Annotated in this window: 26 protein-coding genes; 18 read left to right on the forward strand and 8 right to left on the reverse strand. The window is 63.1% G+C overall.

The genetic code is table 11. The annotated features are described in order from the left end of the window. The first annotated feature begins 625 nt into the window (after positions 1-625). Entirely contained in the window at positions 626-2,329 is a 1,704-nt protein-coding gene (gene ade / locus ACGKZZ_RS11445) for an adenine deaminase (protein ID WP_411223701.1), read from the forward strand. On the opposite strand, the gene ACGKZZ_RS11450 is transcribed toward ade, so the two are convergent. Next, the gene (locus tag ACGKZZ_RS11450; RefSeq protein ID WP_411223702.1) at positions 2,319-3,578 is read right to left on the reverse strand and encodes a 3-phosphoshikimate 1-carboxyvinyltransferase; all 1,260 of its coding nucleotides are present in this window, start codon (positions 3,576-3,578) and stop codon (positions 2,319-2,321) included. The two genes, ade and ACGKZZ_RS11450, sit on opposite strands and share 11 nt — an antisense overlap. A gap of 177 nt (positions 3,579-3,755) precedes the next feature. Here ACGKZZ_RS11450 and ACGKZZ_RS11455 point away from each other — a divergent pair, with 177 nt between their 5' ends. The 5 genes from ACGKZZ_RS11455 (at position 3,756) to ACGKZZ_RS11475 (ending at position 10,841) form a co-directional block, all read left to right on the forward strand. Beyond that, a complete protein-coding gene (locus tag ACGKZZ_RS11455; protein WP_411223703.1) occupies positions 3,756-4,700 on the forward strand; it encodes an aminotransferase class IV in 945 nt (314 codons plus the stop codon). Between the two features lie 119 nt (positions 4,701-4,819). Then, positions 4,820-6,658: an ATP-dependent zinc metalloprotease FtsH gene (gene ftsH, locus ACGKZZ_RS11460; RefSeq protein ID WP_411223704.1), complete on the forward strand. Its 1,839-nt coding sequence runs from the start codon at positions 4,820-4,822 to the stop codon at positions 6,656-6,658. Positions 6,659-6,780: 122 nt separating this feature from the next. Beyond that, complete coding sequence (locus tag ACGKZZ_RS11465) at positions 6,781-8,667, forward strand: PHA/PHB synthase family protein (protein ID WP_411223705.1); 1,887 nt, start codon at positions 6,781-6,783, stop codon at positions 8,665-8,667. Between the two features lie 13 nt (positions 8,668-8,680). Further along, positions 8,681-9,649: a bifunctional enoyl-CoA hydratase/phosphate acetyltransferase gene (locus ACGKZZ_RS11470; protein WP_411223706.1), complete on the forward strand. Its 969-nt coding sequence runs from the start codon at positions 8,681-8,683 to the stop codon at positions 9,647-9,649. Next, positions 9,642-10,841 carry an acetate/propionate family kinase gene (locus ACGKZZ_RS11475; protein ID WP_411223707.1) on the forward strand — a complete coding sequence of 400 codons (1,200 nt, stop codon included), beginning with the start codon at positions 9,642-9,644 and terminating at the stop codon, positions 10,839-10,841. Before ACGKZZ_RS11470 ends, ACGKZZ_RS11475 begins: the two co-directional genes overlap by 8 nt. Positions 10,842-10,899: 58 nt before the next feature. On the opposite strand, the gene ACGKZZ_RS11480 is transcribed toward ACGKZZ_RS11475, so the two are convergent. Together ACGKZZ_RS11480 and ACGKZZ_RS11485 are read right to left on the reverse strand one after the other, a co-directional pair. Further along, the gene (locus tag ACGKZZ_RS11480) at positions 10,900-11,187 is read right to left on the reverse strand and encodes a hypothetical protein (protein WP_411223708.1); all 288 of its coding nucleotides are present in this window, start codon (positions 11,185-11,187) and stop codon (positions 10,900-10,902) included. 21 nt (positions 11,188-11,208) lie between these two features. Then, positions 11,209-11,643 carry a hypothetical protein gene (locus ACGKZZ_RS11485; protein ID WP_411223709.1) on the reverse strand — a complete coding sequence of 145 codons (435 nt, stop codon included), beginning with the start codon at positions 11,641-11,643 and terminating at the stop codon, positions 11,209-11,211. A gap of 204 nt (positions 11,644-11,847) precedes the next feature. Between ACGKZZ_RS11485 and ACGKZZ_RS11490 the strand changes: the two genes are divergently transcribed. The 11 genes from ACGKZZ_RS11490 to ACGKZZ_RS11540 are packed head-to-tail and all read left to right on the forward strand — an operon-like array spanning position 11,848 to position 19,408. Then, positions 11,848-12,411, forward strand: a complete 564-nt coding sequence (locus tag ACGKZZ_RS11490) for an HdeD family acid-resistance protein (RefSeq protein WP_411223710.1) — start codon at positions 11,848-11,850, stop codon at positions 12,409-12,411. Positions 12,412-12,435: 24 nt separating this feature from the next. Further along, positions 12,436-13,833 (forward strand): F0F1 ATP synthase subunit beta, encoded by a 1,398-nt coding sequence (gene atpD / locus ACGKZZ_RS11495; protein WP_411223711.1) that lies wholly within the window; start codon positions 12,436-12,438, stop codon positions 13,831-13,833. Further along, on the forward strand, positions 13,830-14,240 hold the full coding sequence (locus tag ACGKZZ_RS11500; protein WP_411223712.1) for an ATPase: 411 nt from the start codon (positions 13,830-13,832) through the stop codon (positions 14,238-14,240). The genes atpD and ACGKZZ_RS11500 overlap by 4 nt, the downstream gene beginning before the upstream one ends. Continuing rightward, the gene (locus ACGKZZ_RS11505) at positions 14,237-14,524 is read left to right on the forward strand and encodes an AtpZ/AtpI family protein (protein WP_411223713.1); all 288 of its coding nucleotides are present in this window, start codon (positions 14,237-14,239) and stop codon (positions 14,522-14,524) included. The genes ACGKZZ_RS11500 and ACGKZZ_RS11505 overlap by 4 nt, the downstream gene beginning before the upstream one ends. Next, a complete protein-coding gene (locus ACGKZZ_RS11510) occupies positions 14,521-14,823 on the forward strand; it encodes an ATP synthase subunit AtpR (protein ID WP_411223714.1) in 303 nt (100 codons plus the stop codon). Before ACGKZZ_RS11505 ends, ACGKZZ_RS11510 begins: the two co-directional genes overlap by 4 nt. Continuing rightward, a complete protein-coding gene (locus tag ACGKZZ_RS11515; RefSeq protein WP_411223715.1) occupies positions 14,814-15,515 on the forward strand; it encodes a F0F1 ATP synthase subunit A in 702 nt (233 codons plus the stop codon). The genes ACGKZZ_RS11510 and ACGKZZ_RS11515 overlap by 10 nt, the downstream gene beginning before the upstream one ends. Beyond that, the gene (locus tag ACGKZZ_RS11520; protein ID WP_411223716.1) at positions 15,512-15,802 is read left to right on the forward strand and encodes a F0F1 ATP synthase subunit C; all 291 of its coding nucleotides are present in this window, start codon (positions 15,512-15,514) and stop codon (positions 15,800-15,802) included. Before ACGKZZ_RS11515 ends, ACGKZZ_RS11520 begins: the two co-directional genes overlap by 4 nt. Before the next feature lie 3 nt (positions 15,803-15,805). Beyond that, positions 15,806-16,573, forward strand: a complete 768-nt coding sequence (locus tag ACGKZZ_RS11525; protein WP_411223717.1) for a F0F1 ATP synthase subunit B — start codon at positions 15,806-15,808, stop codon at positions 16,571-16,573. Beyond that, positions 16,563-18,089, forward strand: a complete 1,527-nt coding sequence (locus tag ACGKZZ_RS11530) for a F0F1 ATP synthase subunit alpha (RefSeq protein WP_411223718.1) — start codon at positions 16,563-16,565, stop codon at positions 18,087-18,089. Before ACGKZZ_RS11525 ends, ACGKZZ_RS11530 begins: the two co-directional genes overlap by 11 nt. Next, positions 18,073-18,996, forward strand: coding sequence for a FoF1 ATP synthase subunit gamma (locus tag ACGKZZ_RS11535; protein WP_411223719.1), 924 nt, complete (start codon positions 18,073-18,075; stop codon positions 18,994-18,996). Before ACGKZZ_RS11530 ends, ACGKZZ_RS11535 begins: the two co-directional genes overlap by 17 nt. 19 nt (positions 18,997-19,015) lie before the next feature. After that, positions 19,016-19,408 carry a CBS domain-containing protein gene (locus tag ACGKZZ_RS11540; RefSeq protein ID WP_411223720.1) on the forward strand — a complete coding sequence of 131 codons (393 nt, stop codon included), beginning with the start codon at positions 19,016-19,018 and terminating at the stop codon, positions 19,406-19,408. 1 nt (position 19,409) lies between these two features. Here the strand turns inward: ACGKZZ_RS11540 and ACGKZZ_RS11545 are convergent, their stop codons facing one another. Next, positions 19,410-20,150 carry a Crp/Fnr family transcriptional regulator gene (locus ACGKZZ_RS11545; RefSeq protein ID WP_411223721.1) on the reverse strand — a complete coding sequence of 247 codons (741 nt, stop codon included), beginning with the start codon at positions 20,148-20,150 and terminating at the stop codon, positions 19,410-19,412. A 213-nt stretch (positions 20,151-20,363) separates the two neighbouring features. Between ACGKZZ_RS11545 and ACGKZZ_RS11550 the strand changes: the two genes are divergently transcribed. Further along, the gene (locus ACGKZZ_RS11550) at positions 20,364-20,717 is read left to right on the forward strand and encodes a hypothetical protein (RefSeq protein WP_411223722.1); all 354 of its coding nucleotides are present in this window, start codon (positions 20,364-20,366) and stop codon (positions 20,715-20,717) included. An 11-nt stretch (positions 20,718-20,728) separates the two neighbouring features. Here the strand turns inward: ACGKZZ_RS11550 and guaD are convergent, their stop codons facing one another. From guaD to xdhB, 4 genes are all read right to left on the reverse strand, one after another. Next, complete coding sequence (guaD, locus tag ACGKZZ_RS11555) at positions 20,729-22,030, reverse strand: guanine deaminase (protein ID WP_411223723.1); 1,302 nt, start codon at positions 22,028-22,030, stop codon at positions 20,729-20,731. Between the two features lie 65 nt (positions 22,031-22,095). Then, entirely contained in the window at positions 22,096-23,700 is a 1,605-nt protein-coding gene (locus tag ACGKZZ_RS11560) for a xanthine/uracil/vitamin C permease (RefSeq protein ID WP_411223724.1), read from the reverse strand. Between the two features lie 75 nt (positions 23,701-23,775). Then, entirely contained in the window at positions 23,776-24,591 is an 816-nt protein-coding gene (gene xdhC / locus ACGKZZ_RS11565) for a xanthine dehydrogenase accessory protein XdhC (RefSeq protein ID WP_411223725.1), read from the reverse strand. Between the two features lie 4 nt (positions 24,592-24,595). Continuing rightward, the gene (gene xdhB, locus ACGKZZ_RS11570) at positions 24,596-26,917 is read right to left on the reverse strand and encodes a xanthine dehydrogenase molybdopterin binding subunit (RefSeq protein WP_411223932.1); all 2,322 of its coding nucleotides are present in this window, start codon (positions 26,915-26,917) and stop codon (positions 24,596-24,598) included. Positions 26,918-26,993 lie beyond the last annotated feature (76 nt).

A 26,993-nucleotide genomic window follows, 5' to 3' on the forward strand; every position in this document is an offset into this window, starting at 1 on the left:
GCCGCCTCGGCCCAGAACGCCTCGGGCTCGGACACCGAACGCGCATACATCTCCTCGTACCGCGCCGCATCAACATGCGCGTTCGATACGATGTCGGAGGATGGCGGGTAGAGGCCTGTCGTCGTGTCGGTGTTGGATTTGTCAGTCATCGGTTTCAAACTCCCTCTCATCGCCCGATGCAGATCAGGCGCTCCAGACTGCGATCACTTCGGTGTTATCGCGACTTGTCGTGATCATAGAGGAATGTGAAAACAAATAAATAAGTATTTGTAAAACATGCACTTAGCTGTAAAAAATTTGCAATAATCCATGCAAAACTGAAAAATATTTAACAGGACGCAACGTAACGTCCTCAAAAGTCTCAAATTTTGATCCGGCGCGCAAAGGCTCAAATCGGGTACCTGTGACCTGTCGGGGCCGCAGCGTTACCGAAACGGAAGGTGTGACATAGTGAACCGGTATGCCATCGTATGCCGTTATTGTCGCGCATGATCCGCCAGTGGCGACTCAGGCGGGTCCGGGCCTTTGTGGGGTCGCCTCAGGGTTGTTAGCGCTAATTTCCACTGTGGTCCGACACAGTGGTCTGGGATAACGTCACGTCCGGAACGATCGCAAGGGAAATTGTATGACTGGCAAGGATGGTCTCGAACGCCGCATTGCGGTTGGCCGCGGGGACGCGCCCGCCGATCTGGTTCTGCGTGGGGCGAGAACCCTCGACCTCGTGACAGGTGCCCTGCTCGAGGGCGATGTGGCGATTTGCGATGGCATGATTGCGGGAACCTGCGCCGCATACGAGGGCGTGCAGACACGCGACCTGTCGGGGCTGACGCTTGTTCCGGGCTTCATCGACACGCATTTGCACATCGAAAGCTCGCTGGTGACACCGTTCGAATTCGATCGCTGCGTTGCGCCGCATGGGGTGACGACGGCGATTTGCGATCCGCACGAGATTGCCAACGTGATCGGCGCTGAGGGCATCCGCTATTTCCAGCGCGCCAGTGAACACACGCTGATGGACATCCGCGTGCAGCTGTCCTCCTGCGTGCCCTCGACCCATATGGAAACGGCGGGCGCGGCGTTGTCGGCGGCTGACTTGGCGGAGTTGCGCGGGCATCCTTCGGGGATCGGGCTGGCCGAGTTCATGAATTATCCCGGCGTGATACACCGCGACCCGGATGTCATGGACAAGCTGCGGTTGTTTGAGGGCGGCCATGTCGACGGCCATTGCCCGCAGCTTTCGGGGCGCGATCTGAACGCCTATATCGCCGCCGGAATTTCGACCGAGCATGAGGCGACCACCGCCGAGGAAGCGCGCGAGAAGCTGCAAAAGGGGATGCGGGTGCTGATCCGCGAGGGGTCGGTTTCCAAGGATTTGCACGCCCTGCAACCGCTGCTGACGGAGCGCACCGCCCCGTATATGTGCCTGTGCACGGATGATCGCAATCCGCTGGATATCGGTGAGGAGGGGCATCTGGATTACATGATCCGCACGCTGATCGGGCTGGGAACGCCAGCGCTGGCGGCCTATCGCGCCGCGTCGCTGTCGGCAGCGGAGGCGTTCGGGCTGAAGGATCGCGGGCTGATCGCGCCGGGCAAGCGCGCAGATATCGTCGCGGTCGGATCGCTGGAGGCGTGCGATGTGCGCGCGGTGTTCTGTGGCGGGGTCGAGGCGACGGCGGAAGCCTTCGCGGCGCGCGGCACGGTGGCGCCGGTGGCGCGGAGATCTGTTCATGCGCGCGCGTTGGAGGCGGAGGATTTCCGCAGCGGGGCCAATAAGGCGGAGACGGATGTGATCGGGATCATGGAGGGCAAGATCCTCACCGAACATCTGCGCGAGGACATCGCGGTGGAGGATGGCGACAAGCGCCCCGATCCGGCGCGCGATCTGATCCGCATCGCGGTGATCGAGCGGCATGGGAAAAACGGCAATATCGCGACGGGCTTTGTGCGCGGGTTCGGGTTGCAGCGCGGGGCGATTGCCTCGACCGTATGCCACGATCATCACAACATCGCTTGCGTCGGGGTCGATTACGCGGACATGGCGCTGGCGGCGAACCGGCTGGGCGAGATCGAGGGCGGCTTTGTCGTCGCGTCGGGCGGCGAGGTTCTGGCGGAACTGGCGCTGCCGGTGGCGGGGCTGATGAGCCTTGAGCCGTTCGAGACGGTGCGCGCATCGCTGGAACAGCTGCGCCGCGCCGCGCGGGGGCTGGGCGTGACGCTGAACGAGCCGTTCCTGCAACTGGCCTTTCTGGCGCTGCCGGTCATTCCGGCGCTCAAGATCACCGACCGGGGGATGGTCGATGTGGTGAAGTTCGAGATTATCGCGTGATCTCCACCTCTACGCCAAGGCTGCGTAGCACGTGCCAGTAGGCGGGGAAGGTCTTGGAGACGCAATCCGGGTCTTCGATCTTGACGCCGTGAATGCGCAGCGCGGCGAGGGCGAAGCTCATGGCGATGCGGTGGTCGGCATGGCTGTCGATCAGGCAGTCGCGGGTTTTCCCGGCCAGATCGGGGCGGGCGTGGACGATCAGGTCGTCGCCTTCGACGCTTGCCAGATCGGGGTCGATCCGCGTCAGCCCTTGATGCACGGCGGCGATGCGGTCGCATTCCTTGACGCGCAGGTTCTCGATGCCCGTAAAGCGGACGAGGGTATTGTTGAAGGCGGCCAGAACGGCCAGCGTCGGGATGGCGTCCTGCATCTGGGCGCCGTGGATCTCGGGCGGCATGTCGGGGAAAGCGGCGATGATCGCGTGCGCCTTGGCGTCGGGCTGGTTCATGTCCTCGGGCGCGGTGCCGATGTCGATCCGCCCGCCGGTGAGCGCCTCGGCGGCCCAGAGATAGGTGGCGGCGCTGGCGTCGGGTTCGATGGCGTAATCGGTCGCGGTGTAGTCTGTGGGCTGGATCGTGATCTCGGCGTCCGACGGAAAGTCCACCTGCGCTCCGAAGGCGCGCATGACGGCGGCGGTGATGTGAAGATAGCCGACCGCGCCGATCTTGCCACCGCCGATGCGGATGCGGGTGGGCGCGTCGCCCATCGCGGCGAGCATCATGATGGCCGAGATATACTGGCTTGACAGGGTGCCGCTCACCTCGATCTCGCCGGGCTGGAAGCGGCCTGTGCCGTGCACCGTGACAGGCGGGCAGCCGGTCGGCGCGGTCGCATCGACACCGATTGCGCGCAGCGTGTCGAGAAGCGGCGCGATGGGGCGTTTCTGCATGTGCTCGTCGCCTGTCAGGACTGTGGTGCCGTCCACAAGCGCAACAGCGGCGGTGAGGAAGCGCATGGCGGTTCCGGCATTGCCGAGAAACAGCGGCTCTGACGCGGGGCGCAGCGCGCCGGTTCCGGTCACGCTGACCGTCGTTTCGTCTGTTTCGGTGATTTCCACACCCATCGCGCGCAGGGCGGTCATCATGTACCGGGTGTCATCGCTGCGCAGAATGCCGCTCAAGCGGCTGGTGCCGCGTGCCAGCCCTGCCACAAGCAGCGCCCTGTTGGTGACGGATTTCGACCCCGGCAAGGTGACCTCTCCGGTCAGGGGTGTAGTGACGGGGGTGATCGTGGCAATCGGCAGGGTCATGGTCGCGGCTCCGGGCGGATGGTCGGGGTGGGTTTACGGCATTTGCCGCAGGTCGCAATCGGAAAGTCTCGGAGCACGTCGTTGATCGGGCGACCGCCTTCAGGACGCTGCTTGACCGCACCGGAGCGAGACGGCCTAATGAGCGCGCGCGGTCCTGCGCAGGGATAAGGCAAAGCGATGACCACAGACACCAGCCACACCACACATGACGCCGAAGAGGATGCGCGCAACCGCGATATCCGGATCTATATCAATGGCGAACTGTTTCACCGCGATGAGGCGAAGGTCTCGGTCTATGATTCCGGCTTCCTGCTGGGCGACGGCATGTGGGAGGGGATGCGGCTGTACGACGGGCATTGGGCGTTTTTCGACGCACATATGGATCGCTTTTTCGATAGCTGCCATGCGGTCGGCCTTGACGTCGGCATGGACCGTGCGAGCGTTGCCGAGGCGTTGCGCATGACGGCCGAGGCGAACGGGATGACCACCGATGTGCATTGCCGCATGATGCTGACGCGCGGGATCAAGGACAAGCCGTTCCAGCATCCGCGCCTGTCGCGGTCCGGTCCGACGCTGGTGATCATCATGGAGCATTCGAAACCGGCCCACAGTTTGCAAAGCCACGGCATCCGACTGGCGTCGGTGCCGCAGGTGCGGGGCTTGCCGCATTCCCAGGACGCCAAGTTCAACAGCCATTCCAAGCTCAACTGCGTGATCGCCTGTATGCAGGCCGAGGCGGCGGGCGCGGATGAGGCGCTGATGCTTGATCCGCACGGGTTTGTGAACACCACCAACGCGTGCAACTTTTTCATCGTGCGCAAGGGCGAGGTTTGGACATCGACGGGAGATTACTGCATGAACGGCGTCACCCGCGCCAACGTGATCGAGCTGTGCCGCGCCAATGGCATTCCGTGTCGGGAAAAGAACTTTTCGCTCTATGAGGCCTATTCCGCCGACGAAGCGTTCCTGACCGGATCGTTCGGGGCGCAGACACCGGTCGCGTCGATCGACAGCAAGGAGATCGGCACCGGGGCGCGTCCGCTCACCACGCATCTGCGCGCGCTCTATCACGAGGCCATCGCCAAGGATATCGCCCGGCAGGCTGCCGCGCTGACGGAGTGAACCTTACGCGACCGTGGTGCTGACGGTCTTGGCGTGATGTTGACCCGTATCAATACATCTCGGATCCGCGTGCGCTAACCTGCCGTTTGGAAGCCATCTGGCCACATCGGAGCACCGGCATGAAACGCGAAACACAAATCAACGTCTGGTACATCCTGCTCGCGGTGATGGGCGTTGTCTTTATCCGCGATCTGTGGGTGCAGAGCCAGACCATCGAGGCCATCCCCTACAGTGCCTTCGTGCGAGACCTCGAAGCGGGACGGATCCAGGAGGTGATCGTCGGCTCGGACACGATCAAGGGAACCTTCGCAGAGCCGCAGGACGGTAAGACCGGGTTTGTCACCACCGCAGTGTCGCCCGATCTGGCCGACCGACTGAGCGAAACGGACGTGACCTATACCGGCGCGGTTGAGAACACCTGGTTCACCACGCTGCTGTCCTGGGTTCTGCCGGCGCTGTTCTTTGTCGGGATCTGGATGTTCGCAATCCGCCGGATGGGCGGCGGGCAAGGCGTTGGCGGGCTCATGTCGGTCGGCAAGAGCAAGGCCAAGGTCTATGTCGAGACAGACACCAAGGTCACCTTTGCCGACGTTGCGGGCGTCGATGAGGCCAAGACCGAACTACAGGAGATCATCGACTTTCTGAAGGATCCCGCAGGCTATGGCAGTCTTGGCGCACGCATGCCCAAGGGCATTCTATTGGTCGGCCCTCCGGGCACCGGCAAGACGTTGCTGGCGCGAGCCGTGGCGGGGGAGGCGGGGGTGCCGTTCTATTCCATTTCCGGGTCCGAATTTGTCGAGATGTTTGTTGGCGTCGGCGCGGCGCGGGTGCGCGATCTTTTTGAGCAGGCGCGGCTTGCGGCTCCGGCAATCATCTTCATCGACGAGTTGGACGCGCTGGGGCGCGCCCGTGGCACCGGCGCGATCCAGGGCGGCAATGACGAGCGCGAGCAGACCCTGAACCAGCTTCTGTCAGAGCTTGACGGGTTTGATCCGAGCGAGGGCGTTGTGCTGCTGTCTGCAACCAACCGTCCCGAGATCCTTGATCCGGCACTGTTGCGTGCGGGGCGGTTCGATCGGCAGGTGCTGGTCGATCGTCCTGACCGCAAGGGGCGAATCCAGATCCTGAAGGTGCATCTGAAGAAGATCGTGCTGGCCGAGGGGTTGGAACTGGACAGCATCGCCGCGCTGACCACCGGCTTTTCCGGTGCCGATCTGGCCAACCTGGTGAACGAAGCCGCGCTTTTGGCAACACGCCGACGGGCCGATGTGGTCGAGATGACGGATTTCACCCACGCCATCGAACGCATCGTCGCCGGTCTGGAAAAGCGCAACCGGCTGATCAATCCGCGCGAACGCCGGATCGTGGCGTATCACGAGATGGGACATGCGTTGGTGAGCATGGCGCTGCCGGGAGTGGACACTGTTCACAAGGTGTCGATCATTCCGCGCGGCATCGGAGCGCTGGGCTACACGATCCAGAGGCCGACGGAGGACCGCTTCCTGATGACCGAACGCGAATTGCGCGACAAGATCGCGGTGCTCATGGGTGGGCGCGCTGCGGAAAAGCTGGTGTTCGATCACCTGTCCACAGGCGCCGCCGACGATCTGGCGCGGGCGACCGATATCGCGCGCTCGATGGTGGCGCGTTACGGGATGGACGCCGATCTCGGCAATGTCAGCTACGAGGCCGAGCGATCCAATTTCCTGAACGGCCAGACCCCGCGCTATGTCGAGCGCAGCTATAGCGAGGCGACGGCCGAGGCGATGGACCGCGCGGTGCGGGACGTGTTGCAGGAGGTGTTTGACCAGGCGATGCAGATCCTCACGGCGCATCGGGATATTCTGGACGAAACGGCTGAAAAGCTGCTTGATCTGGAAACCCTGGACGAGGCGGCGCTGCGCGAGGTCGCGGGCGATATGCGCGGCGAAGACACGCGGGCTGTTCAGGCTGAGTGACGTGTGCATTGCGTGGTTAACCGTCGTTAATGTGCGCGCGGACGCATCGGTCTAGGAACGGGTTGAATCGAGATACCGGTCCGACTGCGCGTTGGGCCGGCGATGCCGGAAAGGGACAAGTCATGGCTGACGCCAAGAGGAAGCCGCAGTCGAAATCCAAGAGCAAGACCGTCGCGCCGACCCAATCGGTGCCCGAGGCTCCGGTTGCGACACCACCCGCAACATCCGAGCGGACGCCGCGCGATCCGATGTCGCCGGAACTGCGCTTGCGCTGTAACGAGACGGTGCCGGACAATTACAGCACCGAAACGCTGGATCATGCAATCAAGGCGCATCTGGCGCGCTTGACGCTCGGGATCACGCCCTACGGTCTGTCATCGAGCTTTTTCAACTGGTGGATTCATCTGGCCGGATCGCCTGGCAAGCAGCTGCGACTGGTGGAAAAAGCCGGTCGCAAGGCCGCGCGCTTTGCCACCGCGACAAGCATGCACGCCCTGAACGGCAGCGCGGCGCCGTGTATTCTGCCCTTGGATTACGACAAGCGCTTTGATGCGCCGGAATGGCAGCGCTGGCCGTATAATCTGCTCTACCAGAGTTTCCTGCTGACCCAGCAATGGTGGTACCACGCGACCAACAACATCGACGGCATGTCGCGCCGTGATGAACGGGTGGTGTCTTTTGCGGCCCGCCAGATGCTCGACATGATGTCACCGTCCAACGGGCTCTGGACCAATCCGGAAGTGATCGCCCACACCGCGCGCGAGGGCGGTGTCAACCTTGTTCGGGGTGTGCAGAACCTGATCGAGGACTGGGAGCGCACGATGTCGGGCCAGCCGCCGGTGGGGGCGGAAGACTACCAGCCGGGGCAAGAGGTGGCGGTCACGCCGGGCAAGGTGGTGTGGCGATCACACTTGCTGGAGCTGATCCAGTATGCGCCGCAAACCGAAACGGTCGCGCCAGAGCCGATCCTGATCGTGCCGGCGTGGATCATGAAATACTACATCCTCGATCTGTCGGCCCACAATTCGCTGGTGCGCTATCTGGTCGAGCAGGGCTTTACCGTGTTCATGATCTCCTGGCGCAATCCGGATGCGGGCGACCGCGATCTGGGGATGGCAGAGTATCTGGCAGCAGTCGATGAGGCGCTGGGAGTGGTGAACGGGATCGTGCCGGACACCAAGGTTCATGGCGTTGGTTATTGCCTTGGTGGCACGCTCTTGTCGGCCAAGGCGGCGCAGATGGCGCGTGATGGTGACGACCGGCTGAAGACGATGTCGCTGTTCGCCACGCAGACCGATTTCGAAGATCCGGGCGAATTGCAACTCTTCATCAGCGAAAGCCAGGTCTCGTTCCTTGAGCACATGATGTGGGATCAGGGTTATCTCGATACCAAGCAGATGGCGGGCGCCTTCCAGCTCTTGCGCTCGAACGATCTGATCTGGTCGCGCTATGTGCATGAATACCTGATGGGCCGGCGTCAGCCGATGTTCGATCTGATGGCATGGAACGCCGATGCGACGCGGATGCCCTACAAGATGCATAGCGAATATCTGCGCCACATCTTCCTCAACAACGAACTGGCGCAAGGCCAGTACGAGGTTGACGGCAAGCCGGTGGCGCTCAGCGATATCAAGGTGCCGGTGTTCTGCGTGTCGACAACGGGCGATCACGTCGCGCCGTGGCAGTCGGTTTACAAGCTGCATTTGCTGTCGGACACCGACATCACCTTCGTGCTCACGTCTGGCGGGCATAACGCAGGCATTGTCAGCGAACCGGGCCACAAGGGGCGCAGCTACCAGATCGCGCATGCGCGTGACGGAGATGCCTATACTCCGCCCGAGGACTGGCTTGCGCAGACGCCGATGAAGGACGGGTCATGGTGGGTCGATTTGGTGCATTGGCTACAGGAGCAATCCGGCACGGCCACAAAGCCGCCGAAAATGGGACTTGCCGAAAGCCGGGGCTTGCCGTCCAGCGACGCACCGGGCACCTATGTCTTTCAACGTTGAAGGAACGGCCAGAATGACAGAACCAGCAACACACCCGCAAGCGGGCGGGGAATGGCGGCCCGACCGTCTCGACCGGCTCGAGCAGATGGCGCATGACGCCGCGCCGGTAAGGATCGCCGTGATCCATCCGGTCGACGGGCCAAGCCTGATGGGGGCGCTGGAAAGCCAGCGCCGCGGTCTGATCGAAGCCGTTCTGGTCGGACCGCAAGACGCAATCCGTCAGGCCGCGCAAGAGGCCGGTGTCGAGCTGGGCGAGACGAAAGTCATCGACACCGAAACGCCCGAGCAGTCGGCCAAGACCGCCGTTGCGCTCGCGGTGGAGGGCAGGGTTGACGGGCTGATGAAGGGTGCGTTGAAAACGCGGGTTCTGATGCAGGAGATCATCTCGGAAAAGGCGATGCGCACCAAGCGGCGGATGAGCCACGTCTTTGCGGTGGATGTGTCAAGCTATGCCCGGCTGTTGTTCGTGTCGGATGCAGCCATCAACATCCGCCCCGACCTCGGCACCCTGCGCGACATCACCGCCAACGCGATCGAGTTGGCGCATGCGCTGGGCATCGAGCGGCCCAAGGTTGCGCTTCTGTCGGCGTCCGAGAACATCAACGAGAACATTGAATCGACGATCTTTGCCGCTGCGATCTGCAAAATGGCCGATCGCGGCACGATCAAGGGGGCCGATGTCGATGGTCCGCTGGCGATGGATCTTGCGATCTCGCCCAGGGCGGCGGCGATCAAGGGCATCAAATCGGATGTGGCCGGGCAGGCCGATATTCTCATCGTGCCCGATCTGGTGTCGGGTAACATTCTGGTCAAGGATCTGGATTATCTGGCCAATGCGGAAACCGCTGGCATCGTCATGGGCGCGGCGGTCCCGGTCGCGCTGACCAGCCGGTCGGACACGGTCGACCAGCGATGCGCGTCGGCGGCGCTGGTGCGTCTTGTCGCGGCGGCGAACCGGGAGAAGGCCAGCGTTAATGGCTGACGGTTTGATCGTGACGATGAATGCCGGATCGTCGAGCCTGCGGTGCGGGGTGTTCCGGCTTGGCGGCGGCGCGCCTCAGGTGATCCGCAGGCTGTCGATCCGTGGCCTGACCGGCGACATGGTGGCGAGCGAGCGTGATCTGGTGACCGGCGCGCACGACGAAATCGCGCTGGGCACGCCGGACAGCCCTGAGGCGGCGCATCGTCGTGCGTTCGAACACATGGTCGAGCGGCTGAACGATGTGGCGCAAGGGGGCCGGATTGCCGGCTTTGCCCACCGCGTCGTGCATGGCGGCGCGGAGTTCGCCGCTCCGGTCGAGGTGACGGACGCGGTGCTGGAGCGCCTTGCGGAGCTCGCGCCATTGGCACCCAGCCACCAGATCCACAACCTGCGCCCGATCCGCAAGCTGAGGGACCATTATCCCGGCGTGCCGCAGATCGCCTGTTTCGACACCGCGTTTCACCGGACCCAGCCGCGACTGGCGCAGCTTTATGGCTTGCCGCGCGATCTGACAGAGGATGGCATCCTGCGCTACGGATTTCACGGCCTGTCCTACGAGTCCATTGCCGGATCGTTGCGCCAGTCCTGCCCCGAGATCGCGGACAAGCGGGTGATCGTCGCGCATCTTGGCAATGGTGTGAGCATGTGCGCCCTGAACGCGGGGCGGAGCATCGCCACGACGATGGGCCTGACCGCGCTTGACGGGATGCCGATGGGACAGCGCAGTGGCGCGCTCGATCCCGGTGCGGTGCTTCATCTGATCATCGACCGGGGGCACAGCCCGGAAGCGGTGCGTGACATGCTCTACACACGCTCGGGGATGCTCGGCGTGTCGGATATCAGTGGCGAGATGAACGATCTTCTCGCCAGCGACCGACCCGAGGCGCAAGAGGCGGTGGATTTCTTTGTCTACCGGTTCGGGCGCACGTTTGGCTCTTTGATGGGCGCGCTGGGCGGGGTCGATGGCGTGGTTCTGACCGCCGGCATGGGAGAGCATATCGCGGCACTGCGCGCGCGGTTGATCAATGAGATCCGCTGGGCGGGCGCTGAACTTGATGTGGCGGCCAATGATACGCACGGCCCGCGATTGACGACGGAGCAAAGCCGCCTGCCGGTCTGGATGCTGCGCACCGACGAGGAGCAGGTGCTGGCCCAGAGTGCGTCGGCGTTGCTGGGGCGGATAGCGACCTGACAAAAAAAAGGCCCCGGATGTGCCGGGGCCTTGTCATTGAAACCTTGCGGGATTGGCGTCAGGTGAAGCGGCTCCAGGCGCGTTTCATCGCGACTTCAAGATCATCCCAAGCGGCATCCGCGCCGGTCTTGATGTCCTTCCAGGCGGCGTCTTGCGCCTTGGCCATCTCGCGCAGTTGCACTTTCAGTGTCTCGCGGCGCTTTTGCAGCCCGTCGACAGCCTCCCGATAGTCTTCCTTGGCCTCTTCGCCAGCCGCTTCGGCCTTGGCCTGAAGCTTGGCGATCTCTGCTTTCCACTCATCAAGCTGGGCGTTCAGCTTGGCTTGGTAGTCTTGCTTGTTGTCCATGTTCGCTTCCTTTGTTCTGGATCAGACGGCTGTCGATTTCGCACCCTTGGTTGCGCGGTTTGCGTTCTCGGCCGTTTCCTCGACCGCCTCGGTCTCGTTTTCAGACCAGATTGAAGCACAACGCGTCATCAGGTCGGCCAGTTCCGTGATGTCTTCCGCCATCCGTTCCATGGAATGCGTCTGCCAGTCGGTGATTGTTTTCATCGCCGTTGCAGGGTTCCGCATGTCCTCGTCGGCGGCTTCGGTTGCGGCTTCCAACGCGGCTTGCGTCGCTTCGTGGCGACGCTGGAACCATGACGCCATGTATTTTTCGGTCTCTTTCAGAAAATGGTCCTGCGCTTCCCAGAAACGGGTCACGTGAGGCGTATAAGCCGGGTTCATGCTGAACATCACCTGCGCGGCGTTGAGGGCATTATCCTGCGCGGTACTCAGATTTTGGTATTTCACTCCAGCCATATCGAATTCCTTCCATTGAGAGCGTTTCGCTTGAGCCAAATATGCACGCCCTGCGTCCTATGCGCATTAACCCCCGTCAACCTCGGCTCTCGGTGATCGGCAAAGCGCCGCCGCGTCATGTTTAACTGCGGTTAATGTCGAAAGCCGGGGGCGGGATAGACAGAAGGCATCATTGCACGTTTTTATTGATTAGGAGTGAGTCTCATGGAGCCAATTCTGGAGTTGTTACAACGAAGTTGGTGGGTTTTCCTGTTGCGCGGCCTCGCGGCGATTGCCTTTGGTGTGGCTGCATTCATGTGGCCGGCACTGACCGTTTCTGTGCTGACATTACTGCTCGGGGCATATGTTCTGGTGGATGGCATCTTCGGCCTGATCGACGCGGTTCGATACCGCGACAGGATGAGACGGGTCTGGCCGCTGGTTCTGGAATCGATCCTGGGTATCGTGTTCGGCCTCTTGACGCTGCTCATGCCCGGTGTGACGGTGATCGTTCTGCTGATGTTTATCGCCGCGTGGGCGGTGATCGGCGGATTGCTGCGGATCGTTCTGGCGTTCCAGATTCGCAAGGAAATCACCGGCGAGTGGATTTTGATCCTGAGCGGCGTACTGTCGATCCTGTTTGGCGGATTGCTCATCGCGATGCCTGCCGCCGGGTTGATCTCGGTGATCTGGCTGATCGGGATCTATGCCATCGCGTTTGGCGTTCTGTTCCTGTTTCTGGCCTTTCGTCTGCGCAAGATCGACCTTCCGTCGTCACATCCGATCTAAAGCGGTCACGTAGGAGCCTGACATATGGCCGAGATCGTAAACTCCGGGACCGACCGCTTGCCGAGCGGCACCATCTCTGCCATTCGCGGCGGGATCGTCGATGTGGCGTTTGCCAAAGGTTGTCCGCAGATCGAAACGCTGTTGCATGCGGGCGACGTGCCGATGGAGGTCGCCGCCATCGTGGGCGATGGCGTGGTGCGCTGTATCGCGCTCGCACCGGTGCGCGGGCTGGGCTTGGGCGCACGCGTCACCAATTCGGGTGCGGCGATCACCGTTCCGGTAGGCGAGGCTGTGCTTGGCCGGATGCTCGATATGTTCGGGGCGCCGCTTGACGGGTTGCCGCCGCCCGAGGGCGAGGACCGCCACACCATCCACCGCGCGCCGCCGCCGCTGTCGGAGCGAGTGCTGCGCGCCGAGGTGCTGGAAACCGGCATCAAGGCCATCGACCTTCTGTCCCCCATCGAACGCGGCGGCAAGACCGGCCTGTTCGGGGGGGCGGGTGTCGGCAAGACCGTGCTGTTGAGCGAATTGATCCACAACACGGTCGAACACCATCACGGCGTCAGCCTGTTCTGCGGCATCGGCGAGCGGTCGCGCGAGGCCGAAGAGCTGTGGCGCGAGATGGGCGAGGCCGGGGTGCGTGACCAGATGGTGATGCTGTTCGGCCAGATGAACGAAGCGCCGGGCGTGCGGTTTCTGGTGGGCAAATCTGCCCTCACCATGGCCGAGTATTTCCGCGACACGCGCGGGCAGGACGTTCTGGTGCTGATCGACAACATTTTCCGCTTCGTGCAGGCAGGATCGGAACTCTCGGGGCTGTTGGGGCGGATGCCAAGCCGTGTGGGCTACCAGCCGACCCTGGCGACCGAACTGGCGGCCTTGGAAGAGCGCATCGCCTCAACGCGCAGCGGGGCGATCACGTCGATCCAGGCGGTTTACGTGCCTGCGGATGATTTCACCGACCCGGCGGCGGCGCATATCTTTTCGCACCTGTCGGCCTCGGTCGTGTTGTCGCGCAAGCGGGCGTCCGAGGGGCTGTACCCGGCGGTCGATCCCTTGGCGTCAACCTCGGTGATGCTGACGCCCGGCGTGGTGGGCCAGCGGCATTACGACATCGCGCGCGCGGTGCGCCGGACCTTGGCGGAATACGAGGATCTGCGCGACATCATCGCCATGCTGGGGATCGAGGAATTGTCCGCGCATGACCGCGCCGTGGTGGCGCGGGCACGGCGGCTGGAGCGGTTCCTGACGCAGCCGTTTTTCACCGTCGGTGCCTCGGCTGGCACGACGGGCAGGCTGGTGCCCATCGACGAGACGCTGGAGGGGTGCGAAGCGATCCTGTCGCAGACCACGTTCGATCATCCCGAAAGCGCGTATTACATGATCGGCGGCTTGTCCGATCTCAAGGAGGACGCGGCATGAGCACGGCGTCGGAGATGCAGGTGTACCTGCGCCTGCCATCCTCGGTCCTCTTCGAGGGGGATGCCACGCGACTGCGCGCAGAGGCGGCGGACGGCGCGTTCGGCATCCTGCCGAACCATGTCGATTTTGTCACCGCTCTGGTGCCTTCGGTGCTCTTGCTGACCCAGACGGACGGGCAGGAGCGCATCTTCGGCATCGACGAGGGGGTGCTGGTCAAGAAGGGCCACCGCGTTGAAATCGCAGTGCGCCGGGCGGTCGAGAGCGATGATCTGGACAGTCTGCAAGACACGGTCGCGCACAGCTTTGCATCGCTTCAGGACGAGGAGCGGGTGGCGCGTGCGGCCTTGTCGCGGCTGGAGGCGGACATGGTGCGCCGCTTTGCCAGCCTCAGAAAGGTGCAGCCATGACGGATGACGACGACGACCGCGCCAACCGCATCGGCCATCATGCAAAGCGCATGAAGACGGCGCGCGACGACCCAGGGCCAAGCCCGCTGCGCGGCTTTGGCACGTTCGGCATGATTGGCTGGTCGGTTGCCGTGCCGACGGTGGGTGGTGCGTTGCTCGGGCTCTGGCTCGATCGCGTCGCGCCGCAGGAGTTTTCCTGGACGCTGGCGCTGTTGCTTGCCGGCGTCGTTCTGGGCGCGGCGATTGCCTGGGGCTGGATCGGCAAGGAAGGAGACGGGAAATGATCGTTTTGGACTGGACACTTGTCGGGCTGGGCGCGGCTGCGGGAGCCGTGGCCGCGGCGCTGTTCTTTGCAGGCCTTGCCTACGGGCTGCGGCTTGCCTTGCGCTCGGATCATGCCACTCCGGTGCTGTTGCTGAGTGCCGCGGTCAGGATCGCGGCGCTGCTGGGCGTCGGCTGGCTGGTGGCGGGTCAGGGGCCGTCGGCACTTGCCGGGTTCGTGGTCGCCTTTCTGGCGACCCGCTTCGGCATTCTTGTCATCGCCCGCCTGCCACGCTCAAAGGAGGCAGCGCCGTGCAACTGACACCGGACGAGGTTGTGATCTTCACGCTGTGGGGCGTTGCGATCAACGCCACCATCGTCAATACGTGGATCATCATGGCGCTGCTGACGGGCGTTTCGGCGCTTGTCACCCGCAACCTGCGCCCCGATGTGCCGCCGAACCGCTGGCGCACGGCACTTGAAGTGATTGTGAACGGCATCGTCGGGCAAATTGCCGACGTCACCCAGCATCGCGACCCGCGTATCCTTTATTTTGTCGGCACGCTGTTTTTGTTCATCGTGACCGCCAACCTGCTGACGGTCGTGCCGGGGTTCGACACGCCGACCGCGTCGCTCTCCACAACGGCCGCTCTGGCGCTCTCGGTGCTGGTGGCGGTGCCGCTGTTCGGTATCGGCAACCGGGGGATCGGCGGCTACCTCAAAACCTATATCGAACCGTCGGCGATCATGCTGCCGTTCAACGTCATCGGTGAGATATCGCGCGGCATATCGCTGGCGATCCGCCTTTACGGCAACATCATGAGCGGCGCCGTCATCGCGGCGATCCTGCTCGGTATCGCGCCGTTCTTCTTTCCCGTGCTGATGGACATGCTGGGGCTGCTGACAGGCGTCATTCAGGCCTACATCTTCGCCATCCTCGCCACCGTTTACATCTCGTCGGCCACGGCAACGCCGCCGCCCGATACATCCGTTTCCAGAAAGGACATGCCATGACCGATCTTTCGATCATCGCCGCCATCTCCATCTTTACCGCTGGCTTGACCGTGTCGTTCGGCGCGTTGGGACCGGCCTTGGGAGAAGGGCGCGCGGCGGCCATGGCTCTCAGCGCGATCGCGCAACAGCCCGATGCCGCCTCGACCCTGTCGCGGACCCTGTTCGTCAGCCTTGCGATGATCGAGTCGACGGCGATCTACTGTTTCGTCGTCGCCATGATCCTGATCTTCGCCAACCCGTTCTGGAACGCCGCAATCGAGGCTGCGGGGCAAGGTGTGGGGGGATAAGCCATGTCGATCGACTGGATCACGGTCGGCGCGCAGATCCTCAACTTCCTGGTTCTGGTCTGGTTGCTGAAACGGTTTCTCTATCGCCCGATCCTTGACGGGATCGACGCCCGCGAGGCCGAGATTGCCGCCCGCATGGGAGAGGCGGCGCGCATCCGCGAAGACGCAGACGCGCGCGAGGCCGAGTATCAGGCCGAGATCGCCGCTTTGAGCGCCAGCCGTGCGGACGTGCTGAATGCGGCACGGGCAAAGGCCGACGACGAGCGCAAGGCGCTTCTCGCGGACGCACGCGCGCGGTTGCTGGCCGAAGAACAGGAACGCGCGCGCCACATTGAAAAGGCCGAACAGGATGTTCGGGCTGAACTGCACCGCACCGGCGCGGCCGCGTTGCTGGACCTGACCCGCAAGGCGCTCGCCGATCTGGCGGATGAAACGCTCGAGCAGAGGATCGTCGCCAAGGGCGCGGCACAGCTGGAGGCTATAGCCGCCGAGCTGACGCAATCGGCCAAAGACACCAGCGATGCCGTCGCCTTCACCCGCGACGCGCTGCCGACAGAGACGCAATCCCTGTTGCGCGATGCCGTGGCGCGGATATTGCCCGGCGTTGACTTGCGCTTCAAGACCGATCCGGAGATGGCCCGCGGCCTCAGCCTCAAGCTGGGGGCGGCGCAGGTGGATTGGAACATCGACAGCTATCTCGACGGGCTGGACGCAAAGCTGGACGCCTTGGCCGAGGGCGGATCAGAAGGGCAGGTGTCGGATGCGGCCTGACCTGACATTGACCGGCACATCCGGATTGCTTCAGGCGCTGCTTGAGAGCCCGGCACCTGATCCACGCATCAGCGAGATCGGGCGTGTGAGCGAAGTGGCGGATGGCGTGGCCATCGTCACCGGGCTGGCGCGCGCCTTGTCGGACGAGGTTCTGGAGTTTGCCTCCGGCGTGCAGGGCGTGGTCTTTGATCTGGAGCCCAATCGGCTGGGCGTGGTCCTGCTCGGCCCGTCGGAGCGGGTGTGTCCGGGCGAGGATGTGCGCCGCACCAACCGTGTCGCCAGCGTGCCGGTCGGTCCGGCCTTGCTGGGCCGGGTTGTCGATGCCTTGGGCCGCCCCCGGGACGAGCTGGGGCCGCTTGATGCCGCGCCACTGCGGCCTGTCGAGGCCGAAGCGCCCGCCATCCGGCACCGCCGCGCGGTGGCGCGTCCGCTGGCGACCGGGCTGAAGGCGGTCGATGCGGCGGTTCCGGTGGGGCTGGGCCAGCGCGAGTTGATCGTCGGGGACCGGCAGACCGGCAAGACCTCGATCGCGGTCGATGCGATCCTCAACCAGCGCGAGACAGGCGTGCATTGCATCTATTGCGCCATCGGACAGCGCGGCGATGCAGTCGCCAAGGTCATCGGCGCGATCCGTGACGGCGGCATGATGGAGCGCACCGTGATCGTTGCCGCCGGTGACGAGGATCCGCCCGGTCTGGCCTATGTCGCGCCTTACGCCGCCATGTCCATCGCCGAGAGCTTTGCCGCCAAAGGGCACGATGTGCTGGTGGTGCTGGATGATCTGACCCATCACGCCCACGCCTACCGCGAATTGTCGCTGCTGCTGCGCCGCCCGCCCGGACGCGAGGCGTTTCCCGGTGACATCTTTTACGTCCATGCACGGCTGCTTGAACGCGCGGGACAGTTCAGCGAAGGTCACGGGTCGATCACGGCATTGCCGGTGGTTGAAACGCAGGCCGAGAACCTGTCGGCCTATATCCCGACGAACCTGATCTCGATCACCGACGGGCAGATCTACCTTTCCCCGCGTCTTGTGCGGCGCAACCAGTTTCCGGCTGTGGATCTTGGCGTGTCGGTCAGCCGCGTTGGTGGCAAGGCGCAATCGCGGGCGTTCCGCGAGGTGGCGGGCAACCTGCGCGTGACCTTGTCGCAGTTCGAGGAACTGGAGGAATTCGCGCGGTTCGGCACCCGGCTTGACGACACCACGCGGGCGCGGCTGGCCCGCGGCGCGGCCGTACGCGCGGCGCTGCGCCAGCCAGAACGCGATCCGATCCCGGCCAATGAACAGCTGGCGGTGCTGCTTGGCGCGATGGAAGGGGTGTTGGACAATATGGACGACGCCAGGGCCGTTCGCGCGATGCAGGCCGTGCGCCAAAGCGTGGCCGAGGACGATCACGGACTGGCGGAAAGTATCGCGAAGGATGAAGCATTGAGCGATGCGCAACGCGCGGCGGTTCTCACGGCTGCGCGCCGGGCGATTGACGAGGCGGAGGCGGGCGATGACCCAGACGCTTGAAGTCCTGACGCGCCGCACCGGCACCATGCGCAGCATCCGCGGGATCGTGCGGACGATGAAGACCATGTCGGCCATCAACGCCCTGCCATACGAGCAGGCCGCGCAGGCCATCGACGGCTACCGCCAGACCGTTCTGGACGGGCTGCATGGCTATGTCGTCGCGCAAGGCGGGCTGCCATCGGACACGCCTGATGACGGCCCTCATATCGTCATCGCGTTTGGGTCCGATCACGGCTTGTGCGGCAATTACAACGAAATTGTCGCGCTCGAGGTGACACGCGCGCTCACGGCGCGGCCCGGTCGGGTGATCTGCGTTGGCGCGCAGATGGAAGACGCGCTTTACGGGCAGGACATCGTGCCGGAAACGACGCTGATGCCTCCGGCCAGCGTCGATGGGCTGGGCCGTCTGTCAGGGCGGCTGATCACGACATTGGATTCGATCCGCGCCGCCAAGGATGGGGACGCTGCGGCTGTGTCACTGGTGTTCATGCAGCGCATGAGCCACGGGCAGCAAAGCGCGGTTTTTCAAGCTCTTTTGCCGTTCGACGCTAAATTGGTCAAATCGCTGTCCCAGCGCGCGTGGTCATCGCGCAGCCTGCCGGTCTTCCGATTGCCGCCGGAGCAACTCCTGTCGGCATTGATCCGTGCCTATCTGTTCGCCGGCATTTTCCGCGCCGCCGCCGAGGCGCTGGTGACCGAAAACGCGGCGCGTCTGGCGCGGATGCAACAGGCCGAGCGGTCGATCGACGACCGGCTCGAGGCGCTGACCGGCGACATGCGGTCGCTGCGACAGAGCGAGATCACAACCGAATTACTAGACGTCATCATCGGCTTCGAGGCGCTCAAACATGACCGTCGAACGACCACCGCAACCGATGACGGCAGCCACCGCTCGGGAGGGGCATGAGATGTTGGTACGAAACATAATGCGCAAACCTGTAACGACCGTCACCCCGGACACCTCGGTGCGCGCGGTTGCGGCGCTGATGAGCAAGCTCGACATCGGCATTGTGCCTGTCAGCGACAGTGGGCAGCTTGTCGGCGTGGTGACCGACCGCGATATCGTCACCCGTTGGTGCCCTCGGGTGCGCTCGGACACCTCTGTGGCGGGAATCATGACCAGATCGGTCGCCACGTGCCGCGACGACCAGACCATTCAGGAGGTCGCCAACCGCATGGGCGATTTGCGCCTGCGGCGTCTGCTGGTGCTTGACGCCGAGGATGCGCTTGTCGGGATCATCAGTCTTGGCGACATCGCGAACGATGCCAGCGAGGAAATCGCCGGTCAGACGCTGGGCGAGATTGTGGAGATGCGATAGCCTATTGCGGCCGGCGCAGCAGGATTTCCCGGCGGAAGACGTCGAGGTCGATCTCTGCGATTTCGGCCAGGGCGGACAGGTCGTTGATGACGATATCCTGATGGTCAAGATTCGTTATGATTCCGGCCCGTTCGAAGCGGCGCATGGTGCGGCAGACATGGACGTTGCTGAGGCCGACAAACTCGCCGATCTTGTGTTGTGTCATCGGCAGATTGAACCGACCGCGATGGGCGAGGTTGAGCGGCTCCAGACGGGTGTAGAGTTCGATCAGTGCATAAGCGATCCGACTGGCAGCGCTGCTTTTGCCCAACCGCAGCAAGAGTTCGGCGGTGCGGGCCTGCGTGGTGACGAGAACCGCCGCCATGAGCAACCTCATCCGCGCCATGACCGGATCGGGACCGTTGGCCCGGTCGGGTTTGACGATTGTGTAGCTTGCATCGCTCAGCGCCTCGACCGAACAGGCGGCCACGGGCGCGATTGTCGCGCCCAGCAGGACAAAATCGCCCGGCAGGATAATGTCGATGATCTGTGTGCCGCCATCGGGCAAGGATTTGCTGAGCGCCATCCAGCCGCTGAGCAAGAGGATCGAATGGTCGGCATGGTCTCCCTCCTGAGTGACCATTTTCCCTTTTGCCGCCTGAAGGGTCAGATGCTGCGGCCACAGCGCCAGATACTCATCGACGATGGACGGATAGCTTGCGTCTGTCGCCGCGTTGATGGCCGACAATTCTTGTAATGGCATGAGACCGCCCCGGACATGATGGCTGGATCGAGTCTAATGTAACGCAAGGGGCTGCGCAGGAACGCGAATTCGCACATGCGCGGAGTTCCGCCGATAGTCTGACATCCATGCGATTTCTATGGAAGTTTGATCTGTGTCCAAGCACCCCGCGCCAGTGTCCGGCAGTCTGGCCCCTGCGGCACAAAGCCCGCGAGACCCCTTTGGAGATGCCACATGCTGAAAACGATCCTCATCATCCTGACACTTGGCCAAGGTGGCGCCATGCAACTGGCTCTAACCGAAACGGACTCGCTGGAAGATTGCATGGCGCGGGCCGATGTCGTCGGGCAAATCCTGAGCGGCGCCGGAGAGCAGATCGAGGCGATGCGCTGTGGCGAGACCGACCTGGCCGTGTCGCCCTACGAGCACGGCCATGGTCCGGAGGATCTGAAGTGGCATTATCTGGTCAGTGTGAAGGGCACGTCACTTGAGGACGGGTTTGACATCCGACCGGTCGAAGCGGGCCACTGCGATGCAAGTGCGGGTAAGGTTTGTGCGATTTCGGCGCAAAGACCGCTGCCGCAGTGATCACGTCCCGCTTATGCCTCAACGCCCTTCCGGGGTACGCCCGCGACGTATGTCTGCACGATGGCTCGGTCGTCGCCCATCATTTGCAGGGCGAACAATTCCTCTGACAGGGAGTGCGCCTTTTCCATCCGCAGGGCCATCGCCGGGGTTGCTGCTGAGTCGAGAACCACAACGTCAGCTTCGGTTCCTGCATCGAGCGTGCCGATCTTGTCGGTCAGCCCCAGCACGTCGGCGTTGCCACGGGTGATCCAGTAGAAAGCCCGCAGAGCGTGCAGGCTCTGGTCCTGGAGTTGCAGCACCTTGTAGCCTTCGTTCAGCGTTTGCAGCATGGAATAGCTGGTGCCCGCGCCGATATCCGTGGCAATGCCGCTGGTAATTCCGCGCGCCCGCAGTCCGGCATCGTCAAACAGGCCGCTGCCGAGAAACAGGTTTGAGGTCGGGCAGAACACCGGATGTGCGCCGCTTTGCGCAATCGCGCCGATCTCGCGCTCTGTCAGGTGGATGGCGTGGCCCAGCAAGGTGCGGCGGCCCAGCAGGCCGTAGGTTTCGTACACATCCAGATAGTCGCGGGCGTCGGGGTAAAGTTCGCCAGTGAACGCGATCTCGTCATGGTTCTCGGACAGATGGGTCTGGATGTAGCACTCGGGATGTTCGGACGCGAGGCTGCCGGCCATTTCCAGTTGCTCGGGCGATGAGGTGATCGCGAAGCGCGGCGTGATGGCGTAGGACGCGCGGCCTTTGCCATGCCATGCGGCGATCAGAGCCTTGCTGTCGTCATAGCTCGTCTGCGGCGTGTCCAGCACATTGTCGGGCGCGTTGCGGTCCATCATCGTCTTGCCGGCGATCATGCGCATGTTGCGATCGGAGGCTTCGGCGAAGAGCGCTTCGGCGGACGTTTTGTGCGACGAGCAGAAGGCAACCGCCGTCGTGGTGCCGTGATCGGTGAGCAACGAGCAGAACCGTCCGGCCATCGCGCGGGCGTGTTGCGCATTGCAGTATTCCGCCTCGGCGGGAAACGTATATCCGTTCAGCCAGTCAAGAAGCTGGCGGCCCCAGCTTGCCACGATCTGAACCTGCGGGAAGTGGATGTGCGGATCAATGAAACCGGCTATCAGAAGATGTGGGCGATGGTCGGTGACAGGAACACCGTCGGCTGACTCCGACAGGTCCGGGTAGGCGCCCTGCGCGGCAATCAAACCATCGCGCATCAGGATCGCGCCATCTTCGATAAAGCTGTAAGCCTCGGTGTCTTCGGCACCCAGAGGTTCGCGGTGGAAGGTGAGAAGACGTCCGCGCAGCAGGGTATCGGTCATGGGTTCTTTGCCTTTGGGAGAGAGGGGAACGGCGGGCGGTCACGAACCGCCGCGCCGATTTTGCATTATGCCCGATCCAGCGCCGGGGAGTCGTCATCAAGGAAATCCGGCTCGTCCGGTACGATGATGCGATGATCGAGGTCTTCCTTGGGCGCGAACATCGGATAAAGGATCATAAAGGCACCGATCACAAGATACCCCAGGGTGATCCCGTCAAGCTGCGGCATTTGCAGCGTGTAGCTGTGAATGATGCCGACAGAGGACATGATGGCCGCAGCGATGGCGAAGCCGCCGGCATATCTGAAGCGTCCGTCGATCACGTCGGCGACGATGGCACCCCAGACAAGGCCGGTGATGATGGCCCCCTGAGACAGGGCCAGGTGGCCTTCGTAATGCGCGCCTTCCATCAACAGGGCAGCCGTCAACTCGCTGTCTCCGAGGGCCGGCAACCCTTCAACACCAACCGAGCGCATCGCGTTCATCAACGATCCCCATTTGGTGATCAGGAAGGCCGAGATGTGGGGCAGGATCGCGAAGGCAACCGCCGCCATATGTGCAGGTTTCACGGCAAAGGCGGTGTTGGTGATGAGGCTGACGGAGACGAACACCAGAACCGGCGCTGCTGCCGCAATCGGGATCAGTCCGGCGAGGAACGACAGGAAACCAAGGAAGGCGGCCGCCGCAATCACAAGCGCCACGCCGATGATATATCCCGCGCGCGCATCAAGGCGCTTGTAGGCGGGATGCCCGATATAGACCGTGGTCGGGAAGGGCGAGCCGAACAACGCGCCGATCATGGTGCCTGCGCCATCGGTCAGCTGACAGACACCGACAGGGTAGTGGTCGCCCGCCGCTTCGGCGGATTCGACGTTGTTCATGGTTTCGATGAAGTTGTAGATCTGCACCGGGATCAGCACGAGGAACAGTTCGGGATTGGCGAACAGGTACTGAATGCCGGCAATCATGTCACCGAAATAGGGGATCGGCGGATAGAATCCGATGCCTTCGGTGCTGAACGAGGACTTTCCCAGAAAGACCGCGATGATCGTGCCGACGGCGATGGCAACAAGACCGGCAGGCACGTTGCCCGGCAGGCGGAAACGGCCGATGAGACCCCAGAGAATGAACAGCAGCGATGTAAAGCCGATGATCGGATGCTCGAAAATCTCGGCCAGCGGCACCGATCCGATGAACACCAGCGCGATGCCGCAGAGCGTTCCCAACATGCCTGCGCGCGGGGTGATCCGCTTGAGGAACGGACCGACGATCGCGCCCATCGCGGCAACGATGCCGCCCATAAAGCCCGCGCCGATGCCGACCTGCCAGGCCAGAACGGGATCATTCGTCGCCCAGTAGATCGGGCCGATGACGCCAAACAGATAGACGAACATCACCGGCGTGGAAATGCCGTAGGGCAGGGCGGTGACGTCCTTGCCCTGCCGGTTGGCGGTCCATTTGGCCATCAGCGTGTAGACCGCCACACCGACAAGAATGGCCATGGCGGCGCCCGGAACGATGCGCCCGAACACGATGTCTGCGGGCATCTGAAAGACAAACTGGCACACGCCAGACAGGATCAGGAGATTGACGAGGTTGTCGGTGAACAACGCCCAGAAGGCATTGAAATCACTTCTTTTAAAGAGTTGGTAACTGTAGGTCGTGTCTGACATTTCGGGTTTCCTCCCTTAAGGTATCGGTGCCCACGCCGCTCTTCCTGGCGGTTGTGTGGATTGCGTTGTGCTTGGTTAATTTTCCGCCAACGCGAAGCTGTGCGCCGGTGCGGTCAGCGCGGTCATCACCTCTGCCACAACCAGTGCCGCGATCACTTCGGGGCGCTTGTTGCGGCTGGCGGAGGCTCCGATCGGACAGGTCAGGCCGGCGCTGCCCGAGCGCGACGAATGATCCTTGTGAAACCGCGCGAATTTCGTCCGCTTGGTGGCAGAGCCGATCAGCCCGACATAGGCAGCATCGCCGCGATCCAGCGCTTCCGATGTTAGCAGGAAATCAAGCGCATGGTCATGGGTCAGCACGATAAAGGCGCTGCGCGCAGGGGCGTGGCGAATATCCGCTTCGGCCATCACCGACTGGCGCTTTTCAACGTCGGCATGACACATCGACAGTTCTTCGGCGCGGCTGTCGATGAGGATGCACCGCACCGGCAGATGCTGGAACAACGCGGCAAGCGCGCGGCCAACATGCCCGGCGCCAAGGATAAAGACACTCGGTAAATCGGCGCGTTGCCGTGTGTCTGCGGCGACGGCTTGGTTGCGATCCGTTTCGCTCATCCGCTCCAGCGTCAGAACAACCCGGCCGCCGCAACATTGGCCGATTTCCGGCCCGAGCGGAACGTCCATCCGCTCCGTGTCGGAGCCGTTGCGCAGCAAGGCGCGGGCCTTGTCGATGGCCATGTATTCAAGCTGCCCGCCCCCGATGGTTTCATACGCCGCGTCGATGGCGACAAACATCTCGGCCCCCGCGTCGCGCGGAGACGAGCCGCGCACTTCGGTCAGGCGGACATGGATCACGTTCCGATGCGCGGCGAAGAATTGAGCGAGGTGCATTCGATCACCCCCGCAAACGCTCGATTGCCATCAGGACGCGTTCCGGCGTGGCAGGGGCGTCAAGGCGTGGACAGGTCTTGTAACCGGCCACACTGGCGACTGCGTGTGACAGTGCCTCGAACACCGAAATCCCCAGCATGAACGGCGGCTCGCCTACGGCCTTGGACCGCTTGATCGTGTGTTCGTGGTTTTCCGACCATTTGGCGAGTTCGACGTTGAAGACGCGCGGACGATCCGACGCCAGCGGGATTTTATAGGTCGAGGGCGCGTGGGTGCGCAATTGGCCCTTCTGGTCCCACCAGAGTTCTTCGGTGGTGAGCCAGCCCATGCCCTGAATGAAGGCACCTTCGACCTGACCCTTGTCGATGATCGGATTCAGCGACTTGCCCACATCATGCAGGATGTCGGTACGCTCTACCCGGTATTCGCCGGTCAGCGTATCGACGGATACTTCTGAACACGCCGCGCCATAGGCGAAATAGTAGAACGGGCGGCCTTTCCCGGTGTCGCGGTTCCAGTGGATTTTCGGTGTCTTGTAAAAGCCTGCCGCCGACAGGTGAACGCGCGCCATATACGCCTCGCGGATGAAGTCGGCGAAGGGGACGGTTTCGGTGCCGATCTCAACGGCATTGGCGATGAACCGGACGTTTGCGGCGTCGGTCTGCCAGCGCTCGGCGGCGAAATCGACCAGGCGTTCCTTGATCTGGCGCGCGGCGTCCTGCGCCGCCATGCCGTTGAGGTCCGAGCCTGACGAGGCTGCGGTGGCCGAAGTGTTGGGCACCTTTTCGGTTGTGGTTTTGGTGATCTTGATCTTGTCGACATCGACCTGAAACGCATCCGCGACGACCTGGGCGATCTTGGTGTTGAGACCCTGACCCATCTCGGTTCCGCCGTGGTTCAGGTGAATGGACCCGTCAGAGTAGATGTGTAGCAAGGCACCCGCCTGATTGTACCAGGTCGCGGTGAAGGAAATGCCGAATTTCACCGGCGTCAGTGCGATGCCCTTGCGGATCGTGCCGCCCCTGGCGTTCCAGTCGAGTACTGCGCGGCGACGGGCTTGATAATCAGAGCTGTCTTCCAGCTCCTTTACGATGCGCGGTGCGATATTGTCTTCGACCGTCTGGTGATAGGGGGTCACGTCGCGGCCCGCGTCGCCATAGAAATTGCGCTTGCGGATGTCCAGAGAGTCAACGCCGCGGTGATAGGCGATCTCTTCCATGATCCGTTCGGCCGCGATAACGCCCTGAGGCCCGCCAAAGCCGCGGAATGCGGTGTTGGACACGGTGTTGGTCTTCATCGGATGCGAATTCAGCAGGACGTTGGGGTAGTAATAGGCGTTGTCCGCATGAAACAGCGCGCGGTCGGTGACCGGGCCGGAGAGATCGGAAGAAAACCCGCAACGCGCGGCGAATTCGCCGGTTACCGCCTGTATGACGCCGTTATCGTCAAAGCCGACTTCGTAGTCGATCACGAAATCATGCCGCTTGCCGGTCGCCGACATGTCGTCGTCTCGGTCGGGCCGGATTTTCACCGCGCGGTTCCATTTCTTGGCCGCAACGGCGGCCACCGCGCAGAAGAGGTTCATCTGGGTTTCCTTGCCGCCGAACCCGCCGCCCATACGGCGCACGTTGATCGTGACGGCGTTGGAGGGAACGCCCAGTACATGCGCAACCATATGCTGCGCCTCGCTGGGGTGCTGGGTCGAGGAATGGACTGTCACGTCCTCGTCCTCGCCCGGGATGGCAAAGGCGATATGGCCTTCCAGATAGAGGTGATCCTGCCCGCCGACGCGCAGCTTGCCCTTGATCCGGTGGGGCGCTGTCGCCATCGCCTTGGTCGTGTCGCCGCGCTTGAGGGTGAGGGGCGGCGTGACATAGCCCATGCCGGCTTCCTGCGCGGCTTCGGGGTCAAGCGCGTGCGGCAGGTCTTCATAGGTGACCTGCGCCAGTTTGGCGGCGCGGCGCGCGGCATCGCGGGTTTCGGCGATCACCGCGAACATCGGCTGGCCCCAGAATTCGACGTTGTTCTCGGCAAAGATCGGTTCATCGCTGCGCCCGGTGGGCGAGACATCGTTGACACCGGGAATATCGGTGGCGGTCAACACGCCTACGACACCCGGCGCTGTTCGCACGGCACCGAGATCCAGATCGCGGATCAGGGCATGGGCGCGGGTCGACAGACCGAGATAGGCGTGCAGCGTGCCGACGGGTTCTGCGATGTCATCGCAATACTCGGCACGGCCGGTGACGTGTTTGATGGCGCTGTCGTGGCGCAGGTCGGTATTGACGCCGCCCTTGATCGTGTCACGCTCCTGATCGGCGCGCATCAGCTGTTGGGCGACGGGCGGGTCCTTGCGCTTGTTTGTCTCAAGCGGCGCGGCGATTGTTTGATCTTCGCTCATC

The organism is Marivita sp. S2033, from assembly GCF_046592965.1.
Taxonomy (GTDB): domain Bacteria; phylum Pseudomonadota; class Alphaproteobacteria; order Rhodobacterales; family Rhodobacteraceae; genus Marivita.